The sequence below is a fragment of the Shewanella sp. 125m-1 genome (assembly GCF_052977065.1).
The window spans coordinates 1-26460 of sequence record NZ_JBRILT010000046.1 but is presented as its reverse complement, the minus strand read 5'-3'; the positions used below and the strand labels follow the sequence as shown (position 1 = coordinate 26460).

Below are 26460 nucleotides of genomic sequence, written 5' to 3'. Positions count from 1 at the left end.
ATAAATGCTTATATCATACAGATAAGTGGATATAGGCCGTTTAGATGGTCTGCAAAAAAGTGTAAATAATCGTAATACAATTGGATTAATTATCGGACAACTATTTTCACAAATTGTTTTCGGTGAAGACTAGCTTGAAAAACGCCGACTAATTAAATCTATCATTTAGAAGAGGATGAGGCGCTAGCGCGATAAAAGCTGATGGGGGGTGATGCTGAAACATTTTTCTTCCTTGCTTAACCTAAGAACATCTCAATCCATTTGAAATACTTTATACAAAATACGTAAGTTCATAGCGAAACGCAAGCACTTGCAAACCCAGTTCCGATGTCTGCGACTCAGGAGTTTCAATATTGATAACCAAATTCGATCTGTTCGTCAAACCAATGTCAGTAGTTAGAAAAGCGCATGAATGGCATCTATTTAATAAGCCTTGCATAGGTATTCGTACCAGAGTCTATGATGTGGTTATACCAATGGATCTGAAACAAGATGAGCTAGGAACACACTTAGAAGATATCTATCATGAGCACTGCTCAATAGCCCATCGGCAAGTGACGAGGTTAACTTAACATCGCGCCTGCTAAGGTGAACAAGGATATTGGAACGAAAAATACCCACTGGAATAAATACTTAAATGGCATTTCGAGGCTACTCATAAATCCGATATAAATCTGCCATATTGCAAATAAGCCAAAGTTGAGTGCGATAAATATCAGCATGCCAAAGCTTTGCATGGCTGAAATAGCGTTAAATGAACAAGCCAGTAAGACCATGCTTGATAGCACCAGAAATACCGAAATATAATGAAAAACACAGTGCATAATCACTTTTGCCACTGGATCAAAGGCAGCAGTCTGCATTGGCTGTAAAAAGTGTTTTCGGCCGTAGGTAAAATGATCAACACACGTTAAGGCTGTAATCCCCCCAGCAATCAGCAGATAAATATTCATGAGTGACTCCCACTAAATCAACAATATTGAATCAAACCTACCGCTAAACAGAGTTTCAATTATGGTGTCCAATTTTAGAAAGCAATTATAAAAAGCAAGTTTGGATAGCAGTTATAAAAAACAAGTTTCGAAAGCACAAGTTAGAAGGCTAAAGTTTGAATAATAGACAGGATATTAGCAAAAATCATTTCACAAATTATGTAATTTACTGAGGCTAAACGTGCTCAAGTCTAGCCCCAATAAGGTGAAAATGGTTACATGGAGACCATAGTCCAATAATCGAGACGTTTCTCCGGTTCGGCTAGAATGCTCTGACAGGTCTCTTTATATTTACCCATCAGTGGGCCTAAATTTTTCGCATTTGGCATACTAGCTCGGTGCTTTTCAGCCGCTGCAGTTATCGCTGCAGAAACTTCATCTTCGGTTTTAAATTGTTGTGCAAGCTCCTTAGCTTGCTCACCAGACACCTTTAAGCGTTCAACTACCGCCGCCATCTGAGGTGCATTCATCGCAGAAATTGCCTCCGTAGCGATATGATAATAAGCCGCACAATCGGCAAGTTCGCCAACAAAGGCCTCTTCAGCCTCCCCCGCGAAACTATTAAAAGAGAGTGAGCTAGCACCGAGGATCAATAAAGCTAAATTCGTTTTTGCAAACATTGAAGGTTATCCTTTTCTTTTTAGTCGCTAATATTTAGCATTAAAACAGCTTCGAGCATCCATTTCTACTTTAGCTTTTAATGAATATCAAGAGTATAGCGAAGATAACTCGTTCTCTTTTAAAAAAGAACCAGTTTAATACTGGCTTTACTATCATTTTAGCGATGAGTGCTCTGTACGCCATTTCTTTCATTACAACATTTCTGTATTACAACATTAGGTCGCGTTAACTCACGAAGCTTGATACCCAAGCAGTTTATCTTTCAACCCTTGCTTCACGTCATGCCATTCGGCATCGATTATCGAGTACACAACAGTGTCTCTGACAGTGCCATTACTCAAAATTTGATGATTACGCAAAATACCGTCTTGGTTAGCGCCTAACCGGCAAATCGCTTGGCGTGACACTTGGTTTTGAATATGCGTTCTAAATTCTACCGCCATTACGTCTAGAGTTTCAAAAGCGTAAGACAGTATAAGTAGCTTTGCTTCGGTGTTAACCGCGGTGCGCTGTGCACTTTTTGCGTACCAGGTGTAACCTATCTCTAAGCGGCGATGTTGCTGCTGCCAGTTACAAATACGTGTACAGCCGACTATCGCACCCGAGTGACGTTCTCGAACCGCAAAGGCTAATGCCTCTCCTCGAGCCTCTGCCTCTAACGCCGCGGTAATATAGGCTTTCATCTCGTCTGGATGAGGAGCTGATGCGTACCATATTTCCCACAAGTTCCCATCTGTGACAGCGATACTTAGCGCCGGTAAATGCTCCAATGATAAAGGTTCAAGTACAATATACTCACCAACTAAACTGGTTTCTTTTACTTCTGCGTTCACCACAACCTCCTGTATTTTTATTATTCTACGCTAGCATGGTAACAGACTCAGTTTAAGCTAACTCTTGATGAAATTAGCTCAACTCACATACGATGCAAGAATTTATAAATATCGGGCGAAACTCATGCCATCTTTTAGGGTTTTAGTGGGGGCATTGATAACCGGGGTACCTAAATAGAGAAAACCGACTATTTGATCTTTTGCTTGTAAGCCCAATAATTGATGCACCTTTGCATCGAAGGCAAATGCACCGGTACGCCAAATTCCTCCTAGCCCCTGAGCAAATGCCGCTTGCTGCATGGCCATCACTGCGCATCCTGCAGCAAGGTGTTGCTCAAACGCTGGCACTTTAGGGTGTTCAGTCACTTTAGCAACCACGGTGATCACCATTGGTGCTCTCAAAGGCATGTTTTTCGCTTTCTCGATAAAATCTTCGTCGGCGCCCTTTTCAATCAGTGCTTTTACAAACACTTCCCCTAGACGGGACAAACCATCTTCTTCGGCAATAATAAATTCCCAAGGCGTTAACCCCGCATGATCAGGTGCTCGCGTGGCAGCATCGAGGATATTTTGTAGTTGTTGTGAATTAGGTGCAGGAGTCGTCAGTCTTGGGGTTGATTGACGAGTTAAGAGTAATTCTAATGCGTCCAACTTATTATCCTTAATAGTGTTTTTACGAAAAAAAAGGGTCAAGAAACATGTACTCTTTGAGAGTATCAATTGCGCAAAAAAAATCCCACCTATTTAGTGGGATTTACCTTGTTTAATCATCGATTGATTAAAGCATTTACTCAACATAACGGCATTTATTGCTAACGGGTCGTAACGTATATAAGTTAAAAAGACGTTACCAACTCATTTAAACAAGCAGCTAGAGCACAGATGTAAACAGCCTGAGGCCCCATTAAGCCAGCCCATTACGCTTGGCAATATAATAATCAAGGCTTGTGTAACGCCCCCCGCCCATAAACAGCAATGCCAACAGCATAAACAGGTAGGTAACTGCGAACTCAATACCATTATTCAAAATAACAAAGTTGCCTGAGCTAGTTAGCCACTCGTAATTACCATTTGCTTGTAAGATCTCTTTAGCACGCTCAAGCTTTTCAGCCGAGGCAATCACGTTATCATTCGCTAACCAAGAGCTTGGGTCGGCAATCGCTAACCAACCATTTTCGATATGTACACTAAGAGCGGCGACCAACATAGTGAACGCTAACGGAATCGAGATTAAGCGAGTCGCCAAGCCTAAAATAAGCAATGCCCCCCCAAAAAATTCGGTACCTGCAGCAAGTGCAACCATCACCTCAGGAAAAGGTAAGCCTAATCCCCAATCGGGATTACCAAACCATGCAGCGGTATCGCTGAAATGGGAAAGCTTGTTATAACCTGCTTGCATTAACACTGGCGCGAGATATAAACGCAAGGCCAGCGGCGCTATCCCTTCGCCACATTTTAGTAGCGTCAAAAATTTCTGGTAAAGTGTAACTAGTTGCATATCGTTCCCTCTTTGAATTTAATCCTCGGCTTAGCTGTATAGACCCTTACAACTTAGCCTATCTTTCAGCAAAAACGGTAAAGTTAGCTTAATCGGCCTCGCTGAGCTCATTAAGATCAACGATTAATGCATCCAGCTTCTTTTGAAAGTATCTTTTCTGGCTAGCACTTGCCAGCTGATTGAGTCGAATAAGTAATTGACCAAATTGTTCGGTATTGTTATCAAGTGAGGCTTTATATACGTCTGACTTAAGGCTGTCTGGCTGAGTGATTAACACGGTTAGGCTGTGAGATAGCGCCGCTTGGTTTTGCCGATTCTTCAGTGCTTGTGAAAATAGCCTTATCCATTCATGCCGATATTCAAGCCACATGTCTAAGCTCGATGCACGGCCTAGGTTATATTCATGTATGGCTTGCTTTTGCTTTGATGTCAGCTTCCCTATCCACTTCTTTACACGTTTGTTGATGCGTTTATCAGCCATTTCGACTAATGCCAGCCTATCTTTACCTAAATACTTTTGATTTAGCTCTTTTTCATCAACTCTAAGCTGCGCAATGATTTGTTTAACTTGTTCATCGGTAAAAGAACTTATAATCGGTACCAGAGAGGGGTTAATAAATTCAAAGCTTCTGTTCCAGTGCTGCTTTACCTGCTTAACTTGTGCAGCCCATATTGCGGGTGTCAGGCTTGCTTGTTGAAATTCAAGTGAGAGCAATGATAACTGTTTCGCGTACAAAGGAAGCTCTTCGGCTCGGTGCCAGATTAAAAACTGATTAAGTGCAGATTCAAATTGGGCTTGTTGCTGTGTGTTTAACGAGACATATTCTGCAAGTTTCCACTCTATGGCCCAATCTAAAAAATAGTAGCCCATCTTAGTCGAGCAACCCACAAGAGAGATAAGGAGTAACATCCATAAGCCAGCTTTTCTCATTGCTTCCCCTATTGTTCCAACTGTTTGGGCTTATCTTTAATCACCATATGAATATTCAGTCATTAGCGTCTTTAACCTAGCATAGAACATCGGCAGGAATTCGCTCGGTTACAACATGTGTGGGGTAATTAAGAAGCAGTGAAAAATGTAAGCGCCCGCCATCATTATTACTGATAAATTAGCTTAGCTGGCACTAAGTACAACATCCACTAGGTACAGCAGGCAATTAACTCATTATATTGCTGAGCACTGTCCAAGTAATCTTCGACTAAATGGGCTCCCTCGCCATCAGCTAACTTTGTAATTTCGCCCTCTTTTACTAAGCAATCAAATGCCATTTGTAGTGCCCAGCACACTGCAAACACCCAATACAGATCGACGGCGGCAGTGACGGCATTTCTTGCTTTGTTATTTAGGTTCGGGTGAGCAACTAAGTAGTTGTCAATCAGCCAATGGCGCTGCTCTGATGACAGAGAATGGCTGGCAATCACGGCTGCAAGATCGCATAAAGGGTGTGAGCTACAGGCATATTCAAAATCGATGCATTTAAGCTTATCTTCAACCAGCAAAATATTATAGGGGTTCAGATCTCGGTGGCTAAACTGAAGCTGAGTCACACAAGCACCGAGTCTATCAAGCATTGTATCAATCTGATGCGACTTAGCCAAAAGCCGTTGATAAAGCTGCTGCCAACGAATCAATAGCGCCTGCTCTGCACATCTATCATCACCGCAATCATCATTAGGTGAGCCCTGTAGCCGAGATAACTGCTTGTTCATTTCGGTTAATCGCGCCAAGTATCTCTGCCACTGTGTATCAACTGTCATCACATTACTGGGCCGAGGCAATTGCTTTAATCCGTTTAATAATTCAAGCAGTTTTTGCTCGGCTTTTGGCCAGATATTATGAGTGGTACTAATTGGGTGAGCCCCATTGGCACTCATTAAGTCATTCCAGCAATCTTGCTCATTCTGGGCAAAGAACTCACTTAAATAAAATGTTTTATCGGGGCTGACATAGACAATTTGTGGTGCAAGCTGAACCTTACTTGCAAGTTGCCAATTTAACACTTCGTCCTCTCGATTACAGATCTGAGAGCTCGCCCAACTATTGACTCTTAGTGCCCACTCAGATTCAGTGGACTTACTCTGATGTAAGCCACGAATGTAATAGTTTTGATTGCTTAAGCCTTGCGTCAAAGGGGCTATCAGGCTGACATTTGTCAGCCCTGACTGCGCAAGATAAGGCGCCAGAATTTGAGTTAAACCTTGAGCCATTTAGGCGGTTCCTGCCGCTAAGTCAATCTCTTGCGTGGTTTGCTGCACGTACATTTTATTGCGCCACATGTAGTAGCCAAATACAACCATCCCAAGGTAAAGTACAAACAAAATGGCGGTTAACATCAAGCCTTTACTGACATAGAGATAAATAGAAACCGCATCAATAACAAACCAATAAATCCAGTTTTCTAGGACTTTTTTTGCCACCAAGTAAGTGGTCATAACCGCAAAACAGGTCGTCGCAGCATCTAAATAGGGGAAAGCGGCTTGAGTTTGAGTTGCCATGAAATGACCGATTAAAACAGCAATCAAGCTCGTGAGCCCTATTAATTTCAAATGCGTGCTCAGCTGCCATGAAACAATGTTCACCCCATCATGCTTTTTACCGCCTCGAGTCCACATCCAATAGCCATAAACAGCCATCGCCATATAGTAAATATTAAGCACGGACTCCATCAACAACGACACTTTCCAAAACAATACGGTATAAATCGCGGTACTGATAAACGCTGCCGCCCAACACCAAATGCTACCTTTCATCGCAAAAATAAGGTAGGCCAAAGCCAGTAAGACCGCTACAGCCTCCCAGCCCGTCAACGCTTCTGCTTCACTAAAAGCGGCAGTAAAACTATTGACTAACGCTAGCCAAAACTCAGACATAAATGGTGCCCTGTATTTAACACAAGATACTTAGCACAAGAAGTTCTTGCCCTAAATCATCGTCAGATATTGTTAAGCTCAACAGTGGCCAAAAGACATTCCCTATCTCTAGACCACCTCATCTAAATAAAATTATTCGCTATGACTTAAATTGAGTTCGCCACCAATAAACTTACAAACGAATACGGCTTTACCAAATTTTTCATGAGCGGCTTGCATCTCAACCGCAAGCATAGACATCACATCGCCATACTCACCAACCACCTGAGTTGCCATTGCATTGGTCACTCGCTGTATGTTGTCGTAAGAATCCACTCGCGCAATAAACCATTTAATCGGGTCTAAATAGTTATCTTGAAGCGGGTAGCAACTAATTTCTGCTGTTAATTTCATGGTATTGACCTCAGCCACCCTATGGTGGCTCAATTTGACTATATTAAGTAAATCGGTATTCAGTAAATGGGTGATTAACTTAACCATTAATCACTCTTCACTTATGCTTTAAAAATCTTGAATCACACTTGTAATTACACGCGTGATGATCTCTTACTTACAAGAACTTAAGGTTAAATGTCATACCTAGTTGGCGTGGATCGCCATAGCGTATATATTGCTTATCAGCCCAATCTAAATCTGGTTCATTACCGAAGTAGAAACCACGAACGCCATATTGTTCGTCAAGTAGATTACGTCCCCACAGATACACAGACCAGATGTCGGCTTCATAACCCACTTTGGCGTTAAAAATTTGATAAGGATCAGACTTTGACTCATTACTGTCAGAGTAGTAGAAATCACTCTTTCCGCTAGCGTTGACGTTGGCAAACCAACCATTATCGCTGCGATAAGTCGCACCTATGCTAAAGGTATAGTTAGGTGAATGGGCGAGTTCTCGGCCTGAAAGATCGACCACAGCACCATATTTATCTTCATATTGATAATCGCCATAAGCCGTTTCTAACCAGCCTAGGCTACCGTATAAGTTCAAGTTGTCTGTTGCATACCAATTACCTTCGAGTTCCGCACCGTAGTTGTGTGAACTACCTGCATTCTCGGTAAATAAAATAAAGTTACCCTCTTCACCCGGAACTGTTGACTGCTGTGAAGCTGCAACTTGCTGATCTTGTCTATCCATATAAAACACAGCAAGGTTGGTGCTCGCCTGACCGTCAAACCAAGTCGATTTTAAACCCAATTCATAGTTATAAAGGATTTCGGTGTCGTACTCTTTTTTGTCTGCTAACTCAACTGGCAGCGACATGTTAAAGCCACCCGCTTTGTAGCCACGCGCCACACGGATATAGGACTCATGGTTTTCGCTTAACGCCTTGCTTAATGCGATATGTCCGCCCCACATAGTTTCGCTTGGGCCGAAACTGTCGCCTGCCGAATCACTGTAATCACTTTCTCGACGCTCAACCCGTAAACCTACAGATAATGCATAAGTTGCACCTAAGTCTGAATCTAACTGACCAAATAATGCATAATTTTGTGCTTCATACTCGGCTGATAACTGGTTATAAGTATCAACCGTGTCGTTATCTTCTTGTAAGTCCATGGCATACACGCCAATCAGCCAATCGGTACTATCTGAAAAAATACGTCCAGATTCTGTGGACGATAATCTAAACTCCTGGGTTAGCGTTTTTCTCTCGCCTTTTTTGTCCCAGTTATACTCGTACTCACATGGAATACCACCGCAACCTCGACTTTCCCAGTAGTCAGGGTTTGCCCAGTCACCGTCGTAGTTATGGCGCGTATCTGATTGCGCCAACGAGGTTAATGAAGTGAGATCAAAATTCTCGGCGCCAGTATAGGTGAACTTAAGTGACGAGCCTGTTGTACGTTGCTTATCGACACCCGGAGCATCGGTTAATGTGTCAAAACCATTATTATCCAGTGTCCATGCATCATAACCATTGTCGTAGTTCGCGTGCAGGAAAGTTAAATCGATTTCTAGATCTTCGGTTGCATACCAGCGTAACTTACCGCGGCCTGTAAACTCATCACGATTATTGGTGTCACTTCGGCCAAGGTAGAGGTTGTCACGATAGCCATCTTGTTGATGCTGCTGTAACGATACACGATAAAGTAAATTACCTGAGTCTGTAATAGGACCTGAGCTGAAACCACTGAAAGTCTGTAGATTATCATCGCCAAGAGAGACTTCTGCGCCATGTTCAAACACATCGGTAGGGTCGTTACTCTTGAGATAAATTAGACCTGCTAAGGCATTTGCGCCATAGCGAGTTCCTTGTGGCCCACGTAGCACTTCTACTTGTTGTAGATCATACATGCTTGAGACCATGCCTAAACCAGATAGGTCGATATCGTCTACAACAAACCCCACCGAAGAGTTAGGTGCGCCCTGGTATTCTTCTTGCTCGCCCACACCACGGATCTGGAAATATTTAGGTCTAGAGCTACCACCAGACCAATTTAAATTGGCAACCGTATTTAAGATATCTTCAAAGTGTTGGGCACCTTCATCTTCAATTTGTTGCTGATCAATAATGGTAACGCTGGAGGGCATTGTTTCTAATGCTGAACCACGAAAGTCAGAGGTCACCACCATGACTTCGATATCATCGTGAGTGGTGGATGCATCGCCATTAGCAAAGGCGTTTGTAGATGAGATGGCTGCAATAACCGCAAGTGCTATTGGCGAATAAGATTTTAGATTTAACATAGGACCTCAAAGTAAAATTTTGAGATCCGGCATCAGTAAAGAAGCGATCGGGAAATGAATTGTGGCCCATTCCTACGCCGGTATTAGCCGGATCAGGTTCAAAGGGTTCGTTTTTCAACATCTCAGTCAAAGCAGATAAATCCGACTTTCGGTTTATAGACTTTAACACCCCTTGGCGAGCGCGATTATACATGAAATTTACAACTCGATGACAGACTTCTTTAAAAACAGGTACTTTTTGCATGAAAAAACGTCAGCTTAGCTGACGTTTTTTTAACAGGTGTGATATAAACTTGGTTTACGCTAGCCTTTAGCCAACAACTTAAACTTACCACTTTAACTAACCAATATTAACCAAGAGTGTCGTCAGGCTAATTTGAAAAGGCTTTTCTCACGTATAGCTCAAAACGAGTTGCGGTGGCATTAGGAGCCACAGCGCTAACTTGCAGGTGCTGTTTACCGTGTAGCTTTACCGATTTCCAGCTTACGCCTTCATCGTCAATTGTCATTCCGTTTAAATCAAACCAGGTGAACTTATATTGCAACCTTAAATCGGTTGATACCTGACTGACAATGGTTCCCGTACCACGTAAGAATCCGCCTTCAGGGCGAGCCATGATATTGGTTACTTGTACCTCTTTACCAAAGCTATTGTTATCAATCCTAGCATCCCCATTTGACCCCGCCATCACACCGGCAGTATGTTGAGCACATGCAGTGAAAACCAATGCGGTAAATAGTCCCAATAAAACCTTTTTCATCTCTATCCCCTTCTTAGCTGCAACACATACGCTATTGATACAAACCATGAGTTAAGTAGCAAGTTAAATTAACATGCCCGATTAATAGCCTAAGCGAATAAACGTAAGTTAATAAGCTTGAGTTAATAAGCTTGAGTTAATAAGCTTGAGTTTAAGCATAAGCTAATAGGCGTAACTTAAATAAACTAAAGTTAGCCAGCTCGACTAATCAATCAAAAAGTGCGCTCTTGCAGTTGCAATTAAATGCTTACGGTTTGTCTGCCAACAATTAATGCTTACATTGGCCACTCGGCGGCCTTGGCGCGTGATTTTACACTCGGCGAAGCTATCTTTATGGTAACCAGCCCTTAAATAATCAATTGAAAAATCAACAACTTTAGGTACTTTTGTCGTTTGCATAAACACCATCAATTGTACTATTGCCGACATCTCCATAAATCCTGCAATCACGCCGCCATGTAGCGCAGGCAAGATAGGATTACCTATGTTGTCATCTTTTGCTGGCAGCTTGAAAACCAGTTCATCACCAAATCTGTCTACCGCCATTCCGATAAATTTTGCGTAAGGAACATGCTCCAAGAGATGGCCAAAGTCATTTAGCTCTGTGGCCTTCTTTACGATGCCCTTAACGTCAAGCTTAGCACTGTCGTCCAACGATGGTTCAATAGAAAAGTACGATTCATCATCCATATTCAGCACCTCCCATCAATGCCTGCCTAAACTCTTCACCAACCATCTCAGGGCTGATACGCATAAACGAGCCTACCGCATGAGCGATGGGATCATCTATTGAATCTTGGTAAGCAATAGCGCGGGTAAAGGCAACACTTGAAGACAATTTATAACACTGGGCAAAACCGTAAACAGGTTTGTGCGGCGCTGCCGGCTTCATATAATCGACACGCAAATCGAGAGTCGGAGAGATCTCAAGCAAGCGGTGTTTATCAAAAATTGAACACACCACCGCGCAACCACTTGCAGTATCCATCAATGTTGTGATCACACCACCATGGATCACCCCCGTGTCAGGGTAACCAACAAGCTGTGTATCGTAAGGCAACTCCAGTAAAACATGCTTTCCGCTACCTTCTAGCACCTTTAATTTAAGCTTACGGCATTGAGTTAGCTGCGCGACAAATCGGCTCGCCATATCGGTTAGCGAGTAGCTCTGACTGCTTGAACTCATTCACTCGGGCTCAACATCGGGCCTAGTGGATGGCCACCCACTAAATGCATATGAATGTGATAAACCTCTTGGCCACCATGCTGATTACAGTTCATGATTAATCGGTAGCCATCTTCAGCTATCCCCGCTTCTTGAGCCAACTTAGCAGCCACAGACATCATACGGCCTAATGCTTTTTCGTCTGATGCCTTAATGTCATTAGTTGTTGGGATCAGATGATTTGGAATAATTAACACATGTGTAGGTGCTTTGGGCGTGATATCTCTAAAGGCTGTCACAAGATCGTCTTGATATAAGATATCTGCAGGAATTTCACGTCGAATAATTTTGCTAAATATGGTTTCTTCGGCCATTTGTCTGCCCTCAAAAGGAAATTACTAGCCATAGTATACGCGAAAATATTGACAAGGCGATGGACGATTTCTGAAGTAAATCACATGATTGGATCGTGTTGACTTGCACCTGCATTAAACAGATGTATATACAATGTGGTTGACTTTACGCTGTTTAGGATTTCTAATGAAAAAAAATATGCAGGAATAAGACAATGCTTACGGAAAAAGAAACCGCACTCTTAGATGCCGCAACTGAATTAGTACAAGAAAAAGGCATGATTGCACTTAATATGTCTGATGTTCATAAGCGAGCCGGGTACTCCCGTGCTGCACAATATCAGTCTTTTAGTGATAAAAATGCTCTGCTTGCCGCTTTGTGTATGCGTGAACTGGTGAACAATACCACAGCTATTGAAGAGCAACGCTTCAACGAATTTACAGGGCATTTCACCGTTGTGCTCAGGCCCGTCGTTTATCGCTATTTGAAACTATCTGACAGATTGATGATTGATTCAGCTTTTGGCCTAATGTTGGCACAGGTTCGCTCACTGCCAGATGACGATCGCTTTAGCTACTTGAAAAGTGGATTTGAGTTTTTAAGCAAAGAACGAGAAATGAATAAGTAGCCAAGAATAAAAACTCAATATAGCGCTTGGCAAGCGCCAAGCTAAATGGACTGCATAATCAGCTCTATTTGCAAATCAATCTAAAGCTAAACAGTATTAAAAGTAATGAACATATAAAATACGAAACCACTCAAATAACACGCATTCGACACATAAATGAGTAACAATTTAGTTGGACGTGAACTGACACCATAAAAAAGGCGCTATACATAGCGCCTTTTTTAATATCGCTATATTAACCTTGGTTTAGCCTAGCTTGGACTCTGTCAACCGAATGAGCCTCTAACCAGTATTTTTTAAGCACTGAATTTTCTAAACCAGCTTGAGTATCTGCAAGGTTCCAAGCTCGTTTCCAAATGCCATCAGCAATCATGTGCACCACTGCGCTTTCAATCGCCTGTACCACACACAAACTAACGGGTTCGTTCGAGGTATAACCAACTTCAGACTCTAATAACTCCTGAGCATCGATAAATTTAAATACCCCTGCCGTCAGTTCTTTAGACAATACTGATTTAGTTGTGGTGACACTGCTAAGCAGTCTTCCTGTACGTATGTCTACAGCCCTAAGATTTACCGTAATACTATCAACACGAAATTGACTTGACGCGCCAATGCCCAAATAACGAGCTCCAGCGCCACCGGTACGAATATTGGTGTCGTATGCAACAATACCGCCTTCCATCAAGATCTGTGCAGAATTAAGTTGGCTTAAACTTGCAGCATCGCCCTTTAGTCCTGCACGCACAATTTTTCGCTCAGTCAGTAAATTTTGTAACCCCTCTCTTTCAACAGGGATAAACCAGCTAGAGTCATTCAGCGCTTGGGCTAAAAATGCTGTACCACTTTGAGGTACCGCGGTGGAAAAGTTACTCGATGGAATAGGTTTGTATTGACCGGTTTGATCTCTAAAGTCGTAAACGGCTGCAACCATGCTTCCTTGCGGAGCGGGTAAACCAATTAGATCGTAATAAGTCTCACCTTTTGGCATTAAACTTGATGAAGGCACTATTTGCTCTAATTCACTCGTAGTAGAGCACGCGCTTACAAAGCATAAGGCAAACAATAAGGTTAGCTTGTTAATCATTAACCTTCTCCAGTGTTAGTGTCGATAATGCCACCGACTTCGATAATTGTTGTTTCACCCGTGACAACATCGGTAATATGCACCAATAAGGCACCATCTTGATTCACCACCTGGATCTCGAAATCATCAGTCTTTAAGTACCCTTCACCGCCGTTTGCCGCATCATTAAACAGCTGACTCATCAGACGAGACTCTAGTGAACTCGCTAATCGGTCAAGCGCCGATGGCGGCACATAACTCGACCCTCCTGTATGTTTATTTTGAGCTGATGCATTAGACAGTAAATATGAACCATTAAGGTAACTGCCCCCAAAGTTGGGATTAACAGGAGTGTAAGTCAGCTGAGTTGCATGGGATGAGCCCATAAGCACCGCCAACAATGAACCACCCGCAATTTTAATAACCCTTTTCATAAACTTTCCTTGTTAAAATTCATCTGGAGCCAAATCGGGATCTAAAAATTGGGCCCAGTTTGCTTGCCTTTGATTTTGTTTTAATTTTTGGTTTACTCGCCCGGCAGCAGCTAAAGCTTGCTCATCGATATTTCTACTTGCAGGAGAGACAACCGTGATATAGATAGGTCTTCTATTGTGAAGAATACTAATTTTACTACCGCTTCTCGCTGTCGCTTGTTCAACCACGGTCAAACCTGAATGTTGAGCCACACCACCAATATCCCGATAAGCTGCGACAAATTCTCGATAAAATCGATGACCAAATCGAGTCATTGCACGATTAAGAATAAGCCCATCGATAAGATCTGTTTCAACTTTTGGGGGTTTATCGCTGGTACTTTCGGCTAGCGGTGGTTGCTGCTTATCTAATACAATCTCCCCTGCCGTCAACGTTGACGACAGAAGGAGAAAACATAAGCAGAACCGACTCATTGAGTCACTTCATGCATATTGGTTTGGGCCCAGGCAATTGCCTGACCACGGCTCGATACACCAATTTTTCTAAACGCTCGATAAAGATGCGTTTTTATGGTGCTTTCACTGACAAATAGTTTATTTGCAATATCAATATTGGTACTTCCACTGCGTAATACTTGCAGTACTTCACGCTCTCGGATCGTTAAGGTTTCAACCTCATCAATAGCACTATCATTAAGGCTGTTACTCTCTGTAAAACGCTGAGGTAGAACCACTTTGCCTTTTACTATATCCGCCATGCCCTCACCAATTGTTTCTAAACAAGCATCTGAATAAAATACCCCGGCAGTCACTGAAGCTTGGATAAGAAATTTAGCGTCAACCTGTTTAGGAAAATGCAAAAAGACGACTCGAGCGATGTTGCTGCCTTTTTCAATGCGCTTTTGAATTTGATATGCGGTTTGAACATCTACGGTCGACAGATCAATCAAAATGATAGTAATGCGACTTTCTAATAATTCAGCATTAAAATGCTCTGGAGAGATCCGATGTAGTTTGACCAAGAACTCTTGTGGCCATCTGGTATTGAGAAGATCGGCAAATAAATGCGAGCGGGTAACCAAAACCCAATGTGTGACTTTGAACATAAGCTAACTCCGTGTGTACTGTATATCACCATCCGTGTGTTTTTATTGTAATACACTCAGACTACAAATAAAGACAGAATTATTCACGTAAACACAACAACAATTGAAGTTGGCTTAATTTGAAATATAACCTTGAGTGACTTGGGCTGATTGTCCCTGCCCATATTGCACAACTGAAACACCATGCCCAGTACCATTTTGGTATATTGTCACCGAGCTTTCATTGCCCATTTGTAGGACTGAAGCTAAATTATTGTTCCCTTGTTGATTAATATCGAGATTTAAATAGGCACCTTGCTGAGAAGAGATAGCGATGTTATTGAAGCCACTTTGAAGAATACTTGCCTCAATTTCTGCACCATTTTGGTAAACGCCAGCGCGGTTACTTCCCCCTAACTGCTTCACATCCGCCACTGTTAATAAGCCCGACTGACTCACTATTGCCCGGTTTGAAACACCTTGCTGACTCACACTTGCATCTAAACTATCACCAGTTTGGGCGATAGAGGCGCGGTTATCATAGCCATTAAGTTCATCAAATTGGCTAAGGTCTTGAGCGTGCACCAGAGGCAAAAAGGCAAGGAGTAGCGCTGGGGTATAACGCCATATGCTGCTGATTTGAAGATTAGAGGAGTTAACCGCCATCTTAGTAGTATCCATACTCAATTACCGACCTTTAATGACTATATGAAATTAACGCGGCCATTATGTCGGGAAAGTGCTTGTCCATCATCAATCTAGAGTATTAAAAGCGTTGCATCCAAATAGCTATTCGCTCAATAAAAACTAGACTTTACTACTACGGGCAACTCAATTAACAACAATTAACCACTTCACAAAAAAATATTCAAGCTATTGATTTTAAGAGTAATAAATAATAAACGCTCAAATATTATTATCAATGGTGTTAATTAAGCTTGTCATACGAAAGGAGTCACAAGTCATTTCTTATGTAAGATGAGAAATATTGTATGTTTTATGCTGTGATGAGATTTTGTATAAAATTTTCTTACCTATAATCTGAACCCTAGTAAGAATTTGAATGCTGGTTCCACCAGAAAACCTTTTGAGCCAATATTGATCCTGCACTGTCAAAATTTTTATGCAAAAAAGCCAGCTCTAGGCTGGCTCATTTTAGCAATTTAAGTCAAATAAAATTACTTAAGTGTCGACTCGGCAGTACGACCATCATCGTGACAGCTGTCACATGTTGGCTTGTCACCCACGTTCATTTCATGTGGCGCGTGACAATCAGCACACGTTAGCATCCCGTCATGTGGCTGGTGAACGGCGTCCATTTCAGCCAAAGTACCGTGACAGGCTTGGCACTGCTGGAACTCGTATTCACCGTCTGCAGATGGTGAACCGTCAGCGTGACACGCTTCACAACCGTCCATTTCAGCATGCATTTCGGCAAGTTCTTGACCTTCAGCGAAAGCTGTTGGTGATAAAGCGAGTGCTGCGAATGCCGCACCAAAAATTGCACTTAGTAGTTTATTGCTCACAATTGTATCCTCATTTGATGTTCGCATAGTGAAAACTTAATAGTCAGGTTGTTTTCATCTTGCGAACAATATTTTTAGCACGACTTAGGTTAATTTAGCTAAGCATTAACTAATCCGCAACTAATTTAAGTAAAAGATCATATCATTGTGGAAATTCTCAAAATGTGCGCTTAATCAAATTACTTCTTGGAATGCAGTATAACTAACTATTTATCACGTTGATTTTGGGTAATAAAAAAGCGATTCGAGAGATTGAACCTCGAACCGCCTTGATTTAGCCATGCTTCAATTAGTGAGTTCTAAGTGCCGCAATACGCTTTTCTAGTGGCGGATGACTCATCATCAACTCCGCCATCGATTTTTTACCATTAATACCTAGCGCTGACATTGACGCTGGCATTGCACCGGTTTCAGGGCCTTGGCGCAGTCTCTCAAGTGCCGCAATCATCTTATCTTTACCCGCTAAACGTGCAGCACCTTCGTCGGCTCGATATTCACGAATACGAGAGAAGTAAGCCACAATGATTGAAGCTAAGATACCAAACAGCATATCCAGTACAAAAACCACTGCCATATAAGCAAACATGCCTAAGCCTTCACCCTCTTCGTCATTACTCGCGACGAAGTTATTGATGATGCCAGCCACGACACGTGCAGCGAAGATAACGAATGTATTCACCACGCCTTGAATAAGAGTCAGCGTCACCATATCGCCGTTAGCGACGTGGCTTACTTCGTGGGCTAATACAGCTTCTATTTCGTCTTGACTCATGCCATACAACAGACCACTGCTCACTGCAACCAATGCGTTGTTTTTGCTAGGACCCGTTGCAAATGCATTTAACTCTGCCGACTGATAGATAGCCACTTCAGGCATTTTAATGCCCGCTTGCTCTGCTTGACGAGCAACGGTTTCCACTAACCAACGTTCAGTGTTATCACGCGGCGTTGTGATAACCTCACAGCCCATAGTTTTCTTAGCCATCCACTTAGAGATAGCCAAGCTGATAAAGGCGCCACCAAAACCAAAGATTGCAGCGAATACTAATAATCCGCCCATGGTTGAGGTATTAACACCTAAGATAGACATCACAATTGATGCCACCAATAAGATCGCCATGTTAGTGGCAATCAGTAAAAATATACGCTTCATTTAAGCTCCTGTTAGGATACAAAGTACCTGATATACACTCTATAAGAGACATAATATGTCCAAAAAACGAGATTTCAAGGGGAGACTGCAAAATTTATGTCTTATCGCTTCAAATACATGCCTTGTAGCATCAATAATAGACGGCTGAGTTCCACTTTTATATCAAGTCGGCAAAGTCTAGGTCGGTTTCATTAATCTAAGATTAATTTAATCGGTAAAGCAGGATAATTATAGGAGATGTGGGATTAATCTTTCTTAACATAAAGATAAGCCCAATTAGGAAGCATAATTTCTCCACCAATTGGGCGTTAATTTTGCGTACAAGCTTTAGCTAATTCATGTTACATCGCACTAACTATTAGATATTAACGATTAGCTTATAACAAAACACTCATATCTAAATGACTGGCAGCAGCTTCCGCGGTCGGCTTAGCAAGATGCGGTACATAGCCCAAGCAAGGCGCCGTCATCATCTGTTTTAGCGCGGCTAGATTTTCTTGTTGATTTGCCATATCGGCATCGACTTGATTCGCTACCCAGCCTACAAGGTTCAAACCATCAGCCTTAATCGCTTCAGCCGTTAATAATGCATGGCTTAAACAGCCTAGTTTCATACCCACCACTAAGATCACTGGCAAGTTCATCGATTGAACAACGTCTGAAAGGTAGTGACCTTCTCCTAATGGTAAACGCCAGCCACCCGCACCTTCAATCAAGCAAAAATCAGCACCAACAAATTCAGCCATCTTGAGCTGAGCTTCAATACGATTAGGCGCTAATTGAACGCCTTTCTCTGCTGCCGCGATGTGCGGCGCAATAGCTGCTTCAAAGGCAAAAGGATTAATATCCTCGTAAGGAAGTTTGATACTAGAAGCAGCCATTAATGCCAAAGCATCACTATTTCGAAGCCCTTTCTCTGTTTGTTCACAGCCAGATGCTATCGGCTTAAAGCCTACTGTTTCGCCTTTAGCGGCAGTTAGCAATGCAGATGAGATCAACGTCTTACCACAATCGGTATCTGTACCCGTTACAAAAAATGTCATGTCAACTCCAAGCTGCGTTTAGCGCTTTTTCCGCGCTTTAATAAAGCTAATATTATAAGTTAAAGGAAGGCCCTCAGGGGCTCGACTCAACTCTGCCTGAGCTTGCAAAGCTTGCCAATCTTTACGTCCTCTCAATGTGACCTGAGGCAAGTTAACATTTTGATCTTGTTTTACAATTGATGCCCCCACCCCTTTAATCGACTGCAGCATAGCTCTAAGATCGGCAAAATGAACCGTTATCGATTGAGTTTCAAACTCTGCTATATGCCAGGCATCTTGCTCAAAACAAGCAAGCAGTGTTTTTTCATCGATAAACGTATTGACCTTAAAACCTAGTTCAGCCAACTGATACAAACTATTGGCAGCCACGATACTCATATTCAGTTCACCATCACGACAAAGCACTCTGCAAGCTTCATTAATCGCTAGAGGAAGATTTTGGCACCATTGCAATGCCACATTGGAATAGATGCCACCAATCGTGTCTGCAGCAAAAGGAAGACTCTGGGCATCGCCACAAATCGGTATGTACTGCGGGAAGTTTTCGCTAAGCGTTTTGAGCATCCCCTCGGCAATATCGAGACAGAGTACTTGCTCAAGGCTAGGAATATGATCAAAGCAAGTACCAGGACCGGCACCTATATCTAATAAGCGGGAGCTTGAGGTCACTTGACGTAACAGATGCTCAGCAGTTCTTTTTTGCAGTATATCGTAACTATGGTAATGCGCGGCTGCGGCGGAAAACCGCGCTGCGACTTGGTGTTTAAGCTCACTTGATCCTGTATTCACTGCATTGGATCCTAATCAATCAAATAAAATTGAAATAGCGGTATAAAAGCCTTTAAAGAACCTTTAAAGACAGCGTAATGAGATATTAGAAAGCTCAATGTCAGTCATCATTTAAGATAACAGCCAACACATCCACTAACGCCAAAATATCTTGCTGACAGTGATTAGCATTTATGGTTAACCTTAATCTTGCACTTCCGACGGGTACGGTTGGAGTTCGAATCGCACCTAACCAGAAACCATGTTCTTTCAATCTTTTAGCCACCGCCATTGTCTTAGCGGCATCGCCGATTAAGATCGGTTGAATTGCAGTTTGTGAGTCTGAGAGTTCGATATTCTTTTCTAAGCAGGCAGCTCTAAAACAGGCAATATTGTCATTCAATTTCTGCCGACGTTCGGGTTGCTGCTTAATCATATTGATGGCGGCCAATGCTGCTACGGCATGAGCTGGCGACAACGCTGTTGAGTAGATGTAATGACGGGCATTGGCCACCAAAAAATCGATTAATGCTTGGCTTCCGAGAATTGCAGCTCCTTGCCCCCCCATGGCCTTACCAAAGGTGACCAACTGAGCATCAATCTTAATGTCGTTTGCAATCCTTGTGGCACCCAATCCGTTTTCGCCTAGCAGACCAAAACCATGGGCATCATCGACGATTAACCAAGCATTATGCTGTTGACAAAGCGCCGATAACTCAGCTAAAGGAGCAATATCACCATCCATACTAAATAGACTTTCGGTCAATAATGCACTTGGCGAAAAGCGCTCTAAATGACTCTTAGCACTATCGATGTCGTTATGACTAAAGCGCTTCAGCTTAGCACCACTATCCTGAACGCCGTCGATCACTGAGGCATGGATTAACTTATCGGCAAGCACCAGATCCGTTTCATTAAACAAGGTCTTCATTAATGCGTTATTAGCGCTAAAACCTGAACAAAATAACAGTGCAGCTTCATGTCCTGTGGCTTCGCATAAGGCTTGCTCAAGTTTTAAATGCGCTTCGCTATAACCCACGACCAATGGCGAGGAAGTACTCCCAACACCGTGTTGTTTCGCTCCTTGGTAAAGTGCCTCAGCTAACTCTGAAGATGTCGATAAGCCTAAATAGTCATTACTACTGAAATTAACATAAGGCAGTGCATCCACTTCAAAGTAATTTGACTGATTAGGGTCCAGCACAAGATTAGTGCGTCTTCGAAGCAGACCTTGTTGTTCTAACGCTTGATTTTTATTGATAACTCTAGCGTTCAAGGACTCGACTAACGGCTGATTTTTTGAACTTTCTGACATTGTTATGCTCAGTTAAAAGGCTAAAATAGCCTAGTAAACCCACCGCTTTATTTTCGGCAGGCTTTGGTAATTGTGTATTTTAATCGTTACTTGTATAAAATCGCTTTGAAAAAGGGAGCACTATCAGCATTGAGCGATACTGACCAACACTGACGATGCTCTCTGTTAATTAGTCACCCGGCAACCATTAACTATCTTGTAACCATTAACTATTTTCTAATCAGCAACTTAAAGCGCGCCGGCATCATAAAATGCAGACACTTTTTTGTCTTGCTGCGCCACGGCTTTTGCCAACATAGCTTCATCCTGTTCTTTGGTTGATGCTACGCCCTGCTCAGGATGCAGGCCCAGTCGTCTAAATAGACTCATATCATCATTTTCTTCTGGATTTGCCGTCGTTAACAACTTACAACCGTAAAAGATTGAATTTGCTCCCGCAAAAAAGCACATCGCTTGCAGTTCATCGGTCATATTCTCACGCCCTGCCGACAGACGCACTCTAGACTTGGGCATTGTAATACGCGCTACGGCAATGGTACGGACAAACTCTAATGGATCTAAATCATCAAGCTTTTCAAAGGGGGTACCTTCGACTTTTACCAACATATTAATTGGCACAGAATCTGGATGCTGATCTAAGTTTGCCAATTGCTGAAGAAGACCTGCTCGGTCGGTGGCTTTCTCGCCCATGCCAACAATGCCACCAGAACATACTTTCATGCCTGATGCACGTACATTGGATAAGGTATCTAAACGACTTTGATAGGTGCGAGTGGTGATCACATCGCCATAATATTCAGGCGAGGTATCTAAGTTATGGTTGTAATAGTCCAGCCCCGCATCAGCCAGCGTATTGGCTTGTTCAGCTGACAACATACCCAGGGTCATACAGGTTTCCATACCTAATGCTTTAACCTCTTCCACCATGGTCTTAAGGTATGGCATATCGCGTTCTTTAGGATTACGCCACGCTGCGCCCATGCAGAAACGTGATGCTCCCGCAGCTTTAGCACTGCGAGCTTCTGTTAGTACCGTTTCCATGGCGAGCAAGCGCTCTTTTTCAAGACCTGTGTCATAACGTGCACTTTGCGGGCAATACTTACAGTCTTCTGGGCAAGCACCGGTTTTAATCGACAGTAAACGGCTGATCTGGACTTCATTAGGATCGAACTCTTGGCGGTGGATGCTATGTGCCTGAAATAGGAGATCGTTCATTGGCAGTGCAAATAAGCTTTCAATCTCTTCGCGCTTCCAGTTATTTCTTAGCTGTACTTCAGACATGCAGTTCCCTTTTTGCTCACACGTTCAATTAATCTGATTCTTTTGCGTTTGCTGCTAGCATCTGAGTTTATAAAAAAGATGCTAACTGCCGTTAACCCAGTTAAAAAATGGTACACCTTTAACCATAAAAACAATAACTTATCGTTATAAAGCGGAGGCTTTTACGTAATATTTATCTTGCTTAGGATACCTACAGGTCGTAACCTGTCAATGTCATACTAATTAAAAGGTTTACTAACGGTTATTATATGCGCAACAACATTCAATCTACTACAAGCAGTGTTGATCTTCAATTTGATAAAGAGCACTTGTGGCATCCGTATACCTCCATGGCCAATGCATTGCCGGCATTTGGAGTCGTTGCCGCCGATGGCGTTGAACTGGAGTTGCAAGATGGTACAAAACTCATTGACGGTACCAGTTCATGGTGGGCTTGTGTCCATGGTTATAGCCATCCCAAAATAGTCGCAGCAATGCAGCAGCAAACCGCACAATTAAGCCATGTTATGTTTGGCGGGATCACCCACCGTCCTGCAGTAGAGTTGGCACGACTGCTCATCGACATGACTAGCCCCAAACTAACCAAGGTATTTTTGGCGGACTCGGGCTCAATCGCGGTAGAAGTGGCGATGAAAATGGCTCTGCAATACTGGCAAGGTAGAGGACATACAGCGAAGCAAAAAATCCTCACCATTAAAAATGGCTATCATGGTGATACCTTTGCAGCCATGAGCGTGTGCGATCCAGAAGGTGGCATGCACACCATGTTTGGTGAGTTAGTCACCAAACAATTGTTTGCCCCAGCTCCTCAGTCTCGCTTCGATGACGACTTTGACCCAGAGGAACTGAGCGACATTTCTAACCTGTTTGAAGATAATCATCAACAGATAGCGGCATTATTGCTCGAGCCGATTATGCAAGGTGCTGGCGGTATGCGTTTTTACCACCCAGAGTATTTAACCGCGGTAAGAGAACTGTGCGACAAATATAATGTGCTGCTGATTCTTGATGAAATCGCCACCGGCTTTGGTCGTACTGGTAAGTTATTTGCCTACGAACACAGCAATATTGAAGCCGACATTTTATGTTTAGGTAAAGCATTGACTGGTGGTTATATTTCGTTAGCGGCAACCCTGTGCAGTGATGAAGTGGCTAAAGGTGTTAGTGATTCTCCTGCCGGCGTGTTTATGCACGGCCCAACCTTCATGGCTAACCCATTAGCGTGCTCTGCGGCCATCGCCAGCCTTGAGCTTATTGGTGAAAATCATTGGCAACAACAGGTTAGTGCTATTGAAACTCAGTTAAAGCACGAACTGGCAAGCGCTATAGACTACCAAAATGTCAAAGACGTACGCGTATTAGGTGCCGTAGGAGTGTTAGAGATGAATGCCACTGTTAATACTGCAGAGCTGCAACAGCAGTTTGTCGATTTAGGCGTATGGATAAGACCTTTTGCTAATCTTATCTATATCATGCCGCCCTATTGCATTACCTCAAGCCAGCTCAGCAAATTGACTCATGCGATGAAAGTCGTAGCTAAACAAGTTCATCTTCCAAAGGACTCAAATACGTTTATCAGTCATGGGTAAGCTAAGGTAACCAACAACTATAAATATGTCCGCTTCGCAACACCTCTGCTCTGGGACCGTTGGCGTTTCAATTCGTAACGGTCGGCTCAGTTGGTGCCACTGACCAGCATAAATATCTGAAACGCCAAGATTGCGTCATTACTATTGGTCACATTAAGAGCCTATAAATATGCCTTTTAGCTAACCCCCTGCCTTTACAGCCGAAGTAACAACCTTAGATTTGGCTATAAAATGTGATTTTTTTATGATATTTCGTTTAATTTAGCCCTGAATGATAAAAATCGATAAAATAAATTGAAAAGTATTGCTATACTTGCGCGGAATTTTAGAACGTAACTCCAATAGAGTAGAAAAATGACTGATTTATCAAAGTACAGAAACATTGGTATCTTTGCTCACGTTGACGCGGGTAAGACTACTACAACTGAGCGTATCCTAAAGCTTACCGGTAAGATCCATAAACTGGGCGAAGTGCATGACGGCGAATCAACAACTGACTTCATGGAACAGGAAGCTGAGCGTGGTATTACCATTCAGTCTGCTGCTGTTAGTTGTTTTTGGAAAGAACACCGTTTCAACGTTATCGACACCCCTGGTCACGTTGACTTTACAGTAGAAGTTTACCGTTCTCTTAAAGTTCTTGATGGTGGTATCGGTGTATTCTGTGGTTCTGGTGGTGTTGAACCACAATCAGAAACTAACTGGCGTTATGCTAACGACTCAGAAGTTGCGCGTATCATCTTCGTAAACAAGTTAGACCGTATGGGTGCTGACTTCTTACGTGTTGTTAAGCAAACTAAAGACGTTCTAGCTGCTAACCCACTTGTTATGGTACTGCCAATCGGTATCGAAGACGAGTTCAGTGGTGTTGTTGACCTACTTACTCGTAAAGCATACGTATGGGATGACACTGGCGAAGCTGAGAACTACTCAGTAGAAGACGTTCCTGCTGACATGGTTGACCTTGTTGAAGAATACCGTGAAATGCTAATCGAAACTGCTCTAGAGCAAGACGATGACCTATTAGAAGCTTACATGGAAGGCGAAGAGCCATCTATGGAAGACATTAAGCGTTGTATCCGTGCTGGTACTCGTACAATGGACTTCTTCCCTACATACTGTGGTTCTGCTTTCAAGAACAAAGGTATGCAGCTTCTTCTTGATGCTGTTGTTGATTACCTACCAAACCCAGTTGAAGTTGATCCACAACCTCTTACTGACGAAGAAGGTAACGAAAACGGTGAGTTCGCTTTAGTTTCTATCGATGAGCCACTAAAAGCACTAGCATTCAAAATCATGGATGACCGTTTCGGTGCACTAACATTCGTACGTATCTACTCAGGTCAGCTACGTAAAGGCGATACTATTCTTAACAGTGCAACTGGTAAGACTGAACGTATCGGCCGTATGTGTGAAATGCAAGCAGATGAGCGTAACGAACTTGATTACGCACAAGCTGGTGACATCATCGCTATCGTTGGTATGAAGAACGTGCAAACAGGTCACACTTTGTGTGATGTTAAGCACCCTTGTACTCTTGAAGCAATGGTATTCCCAGAGCCAGTTATCTCTATCTCTGTAACACCAAAAGATAAAGGCGGCTCTGAGAAAATGGGTATCGCTATCGGTAAAATGATTGCAGAAGATCCATCTTTCCGTGTAGAGACTGACATCGATTCAGGTGAAACTATTCTTAAAGGTATGGGTGAGCTTCACCTAGACATTAAGGTAGACATCCTTAAGCGTACTTACGGCGTTGACCTAATTGTTGGTGAGCCTCAAGTTGCATACCGTGAAACTATTACTCGTGAAATCGAAGATAGCTACACGCATAAGAAGCAGTCTGGTGGTTCTGGTCAGTTCGGTAAGATCGACTATGTTATCCGTCCTGGTGAGCAAAACACTGGCTTCACATTTAAGTCTTCAGTTGTTGGTGGTAACGTTCCTAAGGAATTCTGGCCAGCAGTTGAGAAAGGTTTCGCTAGCATGATGAACACCGGTACTGTTGCTGGTTTCCCTGTGTTAGACGTTGAACTTGAACTTAAAGATGGTGCTTTCCACGCAGTTGACTCGTCAGCTATCGCGTTCGAAATCGCTGCTAAAGGCGCATTCCGTCAATCTATGCCAAAAGCTGGCGCGCAACTTCTTGAGCCTATCATGAACGTTGACGTATTCAGCCCAGATGACAACGTTGGTGACGTTATTGGTGACCTTAACCGTCGTCGTGGTATGATCAAAGACCAAAACGCTGGTGTTACTGGTGTTCGTATTAAGGCTGACGTACCGCTTTCAGAAATGTTCGGTTACATCGGTTCACTACGTACTATGACTTCTGGTCGTGGCCAATTCTCTATGGAATTCGCTCACTACAGCCAGTGTCCAAACAGTGTTTCTGAGAAAGTTATCGCTGAAGTTAAAGAAAGAAACGCTAAGAAGTAACTATTAATTTAGTTATGACTCTTTAGAGTTTTAAGCTTTAACATAAAAGCCTATAGATGAATGTCTATAGGCTTTTTTATTGCCTGCCTAATCATAAACGTTATGAACATTGCTTACGTAAAGCAATCAGTATCAAGATGTGTTCGCTCAGCGAGGGCTTAGCACTTGTGAGGCAAGGACTTTAATTGAACTCGGTTATGAAACTCGCCATTTAGACTACAAGAGCGAGTTATACTAATTGTAAGAAAGGGATATAAGAATATGTATAATCAGAGACTGTAACTAACTTTGTGTAACTGCTTATCAAACTGTACTCTAAAAAGAGTCAAGGATAGGCATATACTCATGA

29 protein-coding genes and 1 riboswitch are annotated in these 26460 nt (G+C 42.7%); of the genes, 4 read left to right on the top strand and 25 right to left on the bottom strand.

Features of this window, described 5'->3' with window-relative positions; all coding sequences use genetic code 11:
* The first annotated feature begins 353 nt into the window (after positions 1 to 353).
* Positions 354 to 572: a DUF7661 family protein gene (locus ACVBIK_RS17005; RefSeq protein ID WP_447161990.1), complete on the top strand. Its 219-nt coding sequence runs from the start codon at positions 354 to 356 to the stop codon at positions 570 to 572.
* Here ACVBIK_RS17005 and ACVBIK_RS17000 read toward each other — a convergent pair.
* The 14 genes from ACVBIK_RS17000 to hinT all read right to left on the bottom strand — a co-directional run bounded on the left by ACVBIK_RS17000 (position 564) and on the right by hinT (position 11804).
* Positions 564 to 953 (bottom strand): hypothetical protein, encoded by a 390-nt coding sequence (locus ACVBIK_RS17000; protein ID WP_447170150.1) that lies wholly within the window; start codon positions 951 to 953, stop codon positions 564 to 566. The genes ACVBIK_RS17005 and ACVBIK_RS17000 overlap by 9 nt on opposite strands.
* Positions 954 to 1207: 254 nt before the next feature.
* The gene (locus ACVBIK_RS16995; protein WP_447161988.1) at positions 1208 to 1612 is read right to left on the bottom strand and encodes a hypothetical protein; all 405 of its coding nucleotides are present in this window, start codon (positions 1610 to 1612) and stop codon (positions 1208 to 1210) included.
* 231 nt (positions 1613 to 1843) lie between these two features.
* Positions 1844 to 2446, bottom strand: coding sequence for a GNAT family N-acetyltransferase (locus ACVBIK_RS16990; RefSeq protein ID WP_447161987.1), 603 nt, complete (start codon positions 2444 to 2446; stop codon positions 1844 to 1846).
* A gap of 102 nt (positions 2447 to 2548) precedes the next feature.
* Positions 2549 to 3097 (bottom strand): NAD(P)H nitroreductase, encoded by a 549-nt coding sequence (locus ACVBIK_RS16985; protein ID WP_447161986.1) that lies wholly within the window; start codon positions 3095 to 3097, stop codon positions 2549 to 2551.
* A 253-nt stretch (positions 3098 to 3350) separates the two neighbouring features.
* Positions 3351 to 3944 (bottom strand): HvfX family Cu-binding RiPP maturation protein, encoded by a 594-nt coding sequence (locus ACVBIK_RS16980; RefSeq protein ID WP_447170149.1) that lies wholly within the window; start codon positions 3942 to 3944, stop codon positions 3351 to 3353.
* Positions 3945 to 4032: 88 nt separating this feature from the next.
* Positions 4033 to 4875, bottom strand: coding sequence for a DUF6279 family lipoprotein (locus ACVBIK_RS16975; RefSeq protein ID WP_447161984.1), 843 nt, complete (start codon positions 4873 to 4875; stop codon positions 4033 to 4035).
* Positions 4876 to 5084: 209 nt separating this feature from the next.
* Positions 5085 to 6152: a phosphotransferase gene (locus tag ACVBIK_RS16970; RefSeq protein ID WP_447170148.1), complete on the bottom strand. Its 1068-nt coding sequence runs from the start codon at positions 6150 to 6152 to the stop codon at positions 5085 to 5087.
* Complete coding sequence (pnuC, locus tag ACVBIK_RS16965; protein ID WP_447161982.1) at positions 6153 to 6815, bottom strand: nicotinamide riboside transporter PnuC; 663 nt, start codon at positions 6813 to 6815, stop codon at positions 6153 to 6155.
* A gap of 132 nt (positions 6816 to 6947) precedes the next feature.
* On the bottom strand, positions 6948 to 7208 hold the full coding sequence (locus tag ACVBIK_RS16960) for a hypothetical protein (protein WP_447161981.1): 261 nt from the start codon (positions 7206 to 7208) through the stop codon (positions 6948 to 6950).
* Positions 7209 to 7365: 157 nt separating this feature from the next.
* Positions 7366 to 9504 (bottom strand): TonB-dependent receptor, encoded by a 2139-nt coding sequence (locus ACVBIK_RS16955; protein ID WP_447170147.1) that lies wholly within the window; start codon positions 9502 to 9504, stop codon positions 7366 to 7368.
* A 52-nt stretch (positions 9505 to 9556) separates the two neighbouring features.
* A riboswitch (TPP riboswitch) is annotated at positions 9557 to 9687 on the bottom strand.
* A 188-nt stretch (positions 9688 to 9875) separates the two neighbouring features.
* Positions 9876 to 10265, bottom strand: a complete 390-nt coding sequence (locus ACVBIK_RS16950) for a YcfL family protein (RefSeq protein ID WP_447162880.1) — start codon at positions 10263 to 10265, stop codon at positions 9876 to 9878.
* A gap of 204 nt (positions 10266 to 10469) precedes the next feature.
* The gene (locus ACVBIK_RS16945) at positions 10470 to 10955 is read right to left on the bottom strand and encodes a PaaI family thioesterase (protein WP_447170146.1); all 486 of its coding nucleotides are present in this window, start codon (positions 10953 to 10955) and stop codon (positions 10470 to 10472) included.
* Positions 10948 to 11451 carry a PaaI family thioesterase gene (locus ACVBIK_RS16940; protein ID WP_447170145.1) on the bottom strand — a complete coding sequence of 168 codons (504 nt, stop codon included), beginning with the start codon at positions 11449 to 11451 and terminating at the stop codon, positions 10948 to 10950. Before ACVBIK_RS16940 ends, ACVBIK_RS16945 begins: the two co-directional genes overlap by 8 nt.
* The gene (gene hinT / locus ACVBIK_RS16935) at positions 11448 to 11804 is read right to left on the bottom strand and encodes a purine nucleoside phosphoramidase (protein ID WP_447170144.1); all 357 of its coding nucleotides are present in this window, start codon (positions 11802 to 11804) and stop codon (positions 11448 to 11450) included. Before hinT ends, ACVBIK_RS16940 begins: the two co-directional genes overlap by 4 nt.
* Before the next feature lie 194 nt (positions 11805 to 11998).
* On the opposite strand from hinT, the gene ACVBIK_RS16930 reads away from it, so the two are divergent.
* The gene (locus tag ACVBIK_RS16930; RefSeq protein WP_447161975.1) at positions 11999 to 12412 is read left to right on the top strand and encodes a helix-turn-helix domain-containing protein; all 414 of its coding nucleotides are present in this window, start codon (positions 11999 to 12001) and stop codon (positions 12410 to 12412) included.
* Between the two features lie 235 nt (positions 12413 to 12647).
* On the opposite strand, the gene ACVBIK_RS16925 is transcribed toward ACVBIK_RS16930, so the two are convergent.
* The 11 genes from ACVBIK_RS16925 to bioB form a co-directional block, all read right to left on the bottom strand.
* Positions 12648 to 13499 carry a CsgG/HfaB family protein gene (locus ACVBIK_RS16925; protein WP_447161974.1) on the bottom strand — a complete coding sequence of 284 codons (852 nt, stop codon included), beginning with the start codon at positions 13497 to 13499 and terminating at the stop codon, positions 12648 to 12650.
* Positions 13499 to 13912, bottom strand: a complete 414-nt coding sequence (locus ACVBIK_RS16920) for a curli assembly protein CsgF (RefSeq protein ID WP_447161973.1) — start codon at positions 13910 to 13912, stop codon at positions 13499 to 13501. Before ACVBIK_RS16920 ends, ACVBIK_RS16925 begins: the two co-directional genes overlap by 1 nt.
* Before the next feature lie 12 nt (positions 13913 to 13924).
* Positions 13925 to 14386: a curli production assembly/transport protein CsgE gene (locus ACVBIK_RS16915; RefSeq protein WP_447161972.1), complete on the bottom strand. Its 462-nt coding sequence runs from the start codon at positions 14384 to 14386 to the stop codon at positions 13925 to 13927.
* Positions 14383 to 15018: a LuxR C-terminal-related transcriptional regulator gene (locus ACVBIK_RS16910; protein WP_447161971.1), complete on the bottom strand. Its 636-nt coding sequence runs from the start codon at positions 15016 to 15018 to the stop codon at positions 14383 to 14385. Before ACVBIK_RS16910 ends, ACVBIK_RS16915 begins: the two co-directional genes overlap by 4 nt.
* Positions 15019 to 15132: 114 nt before the next feature.
* Positions 15133 to 15678, bottom strand: a complete 546-nt coding sequence (locus tag ACVBIK_RS16905; protein ID WP_447170143.1) for a curlin — start codon at positions 15676 to 15678, stop codon at positions 15133 to 15135.
* Between the two features lie 497 nt (positions 15679 to 16175).
* The gene (cctA, locus tag ACVBIK_RS16900) at positions 16176 to 16523 is read right to left on the bottom strand and encodes a tetraheme c-type cytochrome CctA (RefSeq protein WP_447161969.1); all 348 of its coding nucleotides are present in this window, start codon (positions 16521 to 16523) and stop codon (positions 16176 to 16178) included.
* A gap of 289 nt (positions 16524 to 16812) precedes the next feature.
* Positions 16813 to 17676, bottom strand: a complete 864-nt coding sequence (gene htpX / locus ACVBIK_RS16895; RefSeq protein ID WP_447161968.1) for a protease HtpX — start codon at positions 17674 to 17676, stop codon at positions 16813 to 16815.
* A gap of 377 nt (positions 17677 to 18053) precedes the next feature.
* The gene (gene bioD, locus ACVBIK_RS16890) at positions 18054 to 18719 is read right to left on the bottom strand and encodes a dethiobiotin synthase (protein ID WP_447161967.1); all 666 of its coding nucleotides are present in this window, start codon (positions 18717 to 18719) and stop codon (positions 18054 to 18056) included.
* 18 nt (positions 18720 to 18737) lie between these two features.
* The gene (locus tag ACVBIK_RS16885) at positions 18738 to 19508 is read right to left on the bottom strand and encodes a methyltransferase domain-containing protein (RefSeq protein WP_447170142.1); all 771 of its coding nucleotides are present in this window, start codon (positions 19506 to 19508) and stop codon (positions 18738 to 18740) included.
* A 100-nt stretch (positions 19509 to 19608) separates the two neighbouring features.
* Positions 19609 to 20802 (bottom strand): 8-amino-7-oxononanoate synthase, encoded by a 1194-nt coding sequence (locus ACVBIK_RS16880; RefSeq protein WP_447161965.1) that lies wholly within the window; start codon positions 20800 to 20802, stop codon positions 19609 to 19611.
* Between the two features lie 228 nt (positions 20803 to 21030).
* On the bottom strand, positions 21031 to 22083 hold the full coding sequence (gene bioB / locus ACVBIK_RS16875; RefSeq protein ID WP_447170141.1) for a biotin synthase BioB: 1053 nt from the start codon (positions 22081 to 22083) through the stop codon (positions 21031 to 21033).
* 248 nt (positions 22084 to 22331) lie between these two features.
* Between bioB and bioA the strand changes: the two genes are divergently transcribed.
* Together bioA and fusA are read left to right on the top strand one after the other, a co-directional pair.
* Entirely contained in the window at positions 22332 to 23672 is a 1341-nt protein-coding gene (gene bioA / locus ACVBIK_RS16870) for an adenosylmethionine--8-amino-7-oxononanoate transaminase (RefSeq protein ID WP_447170140.1), read from the top strand.
* A 354-nt stretch (positions 23673 to 24026) separates the two neighbouring features.
* Positions 24027 to 26111 carry an elongation factor G gene (gene fusA, locus ACVBIK_RS16865; RefSeq protein ID WP_447161962.1) on the top strand — a complete coding sequence of 695 codons (2085 nt, stop codon included), beginning with the start codon at positions 24027 to 24029 and terminating at the stop codon, positions 26109 to 26111.
* Positions 26112 to 26460: the final 349 nt, after the last annotated feature.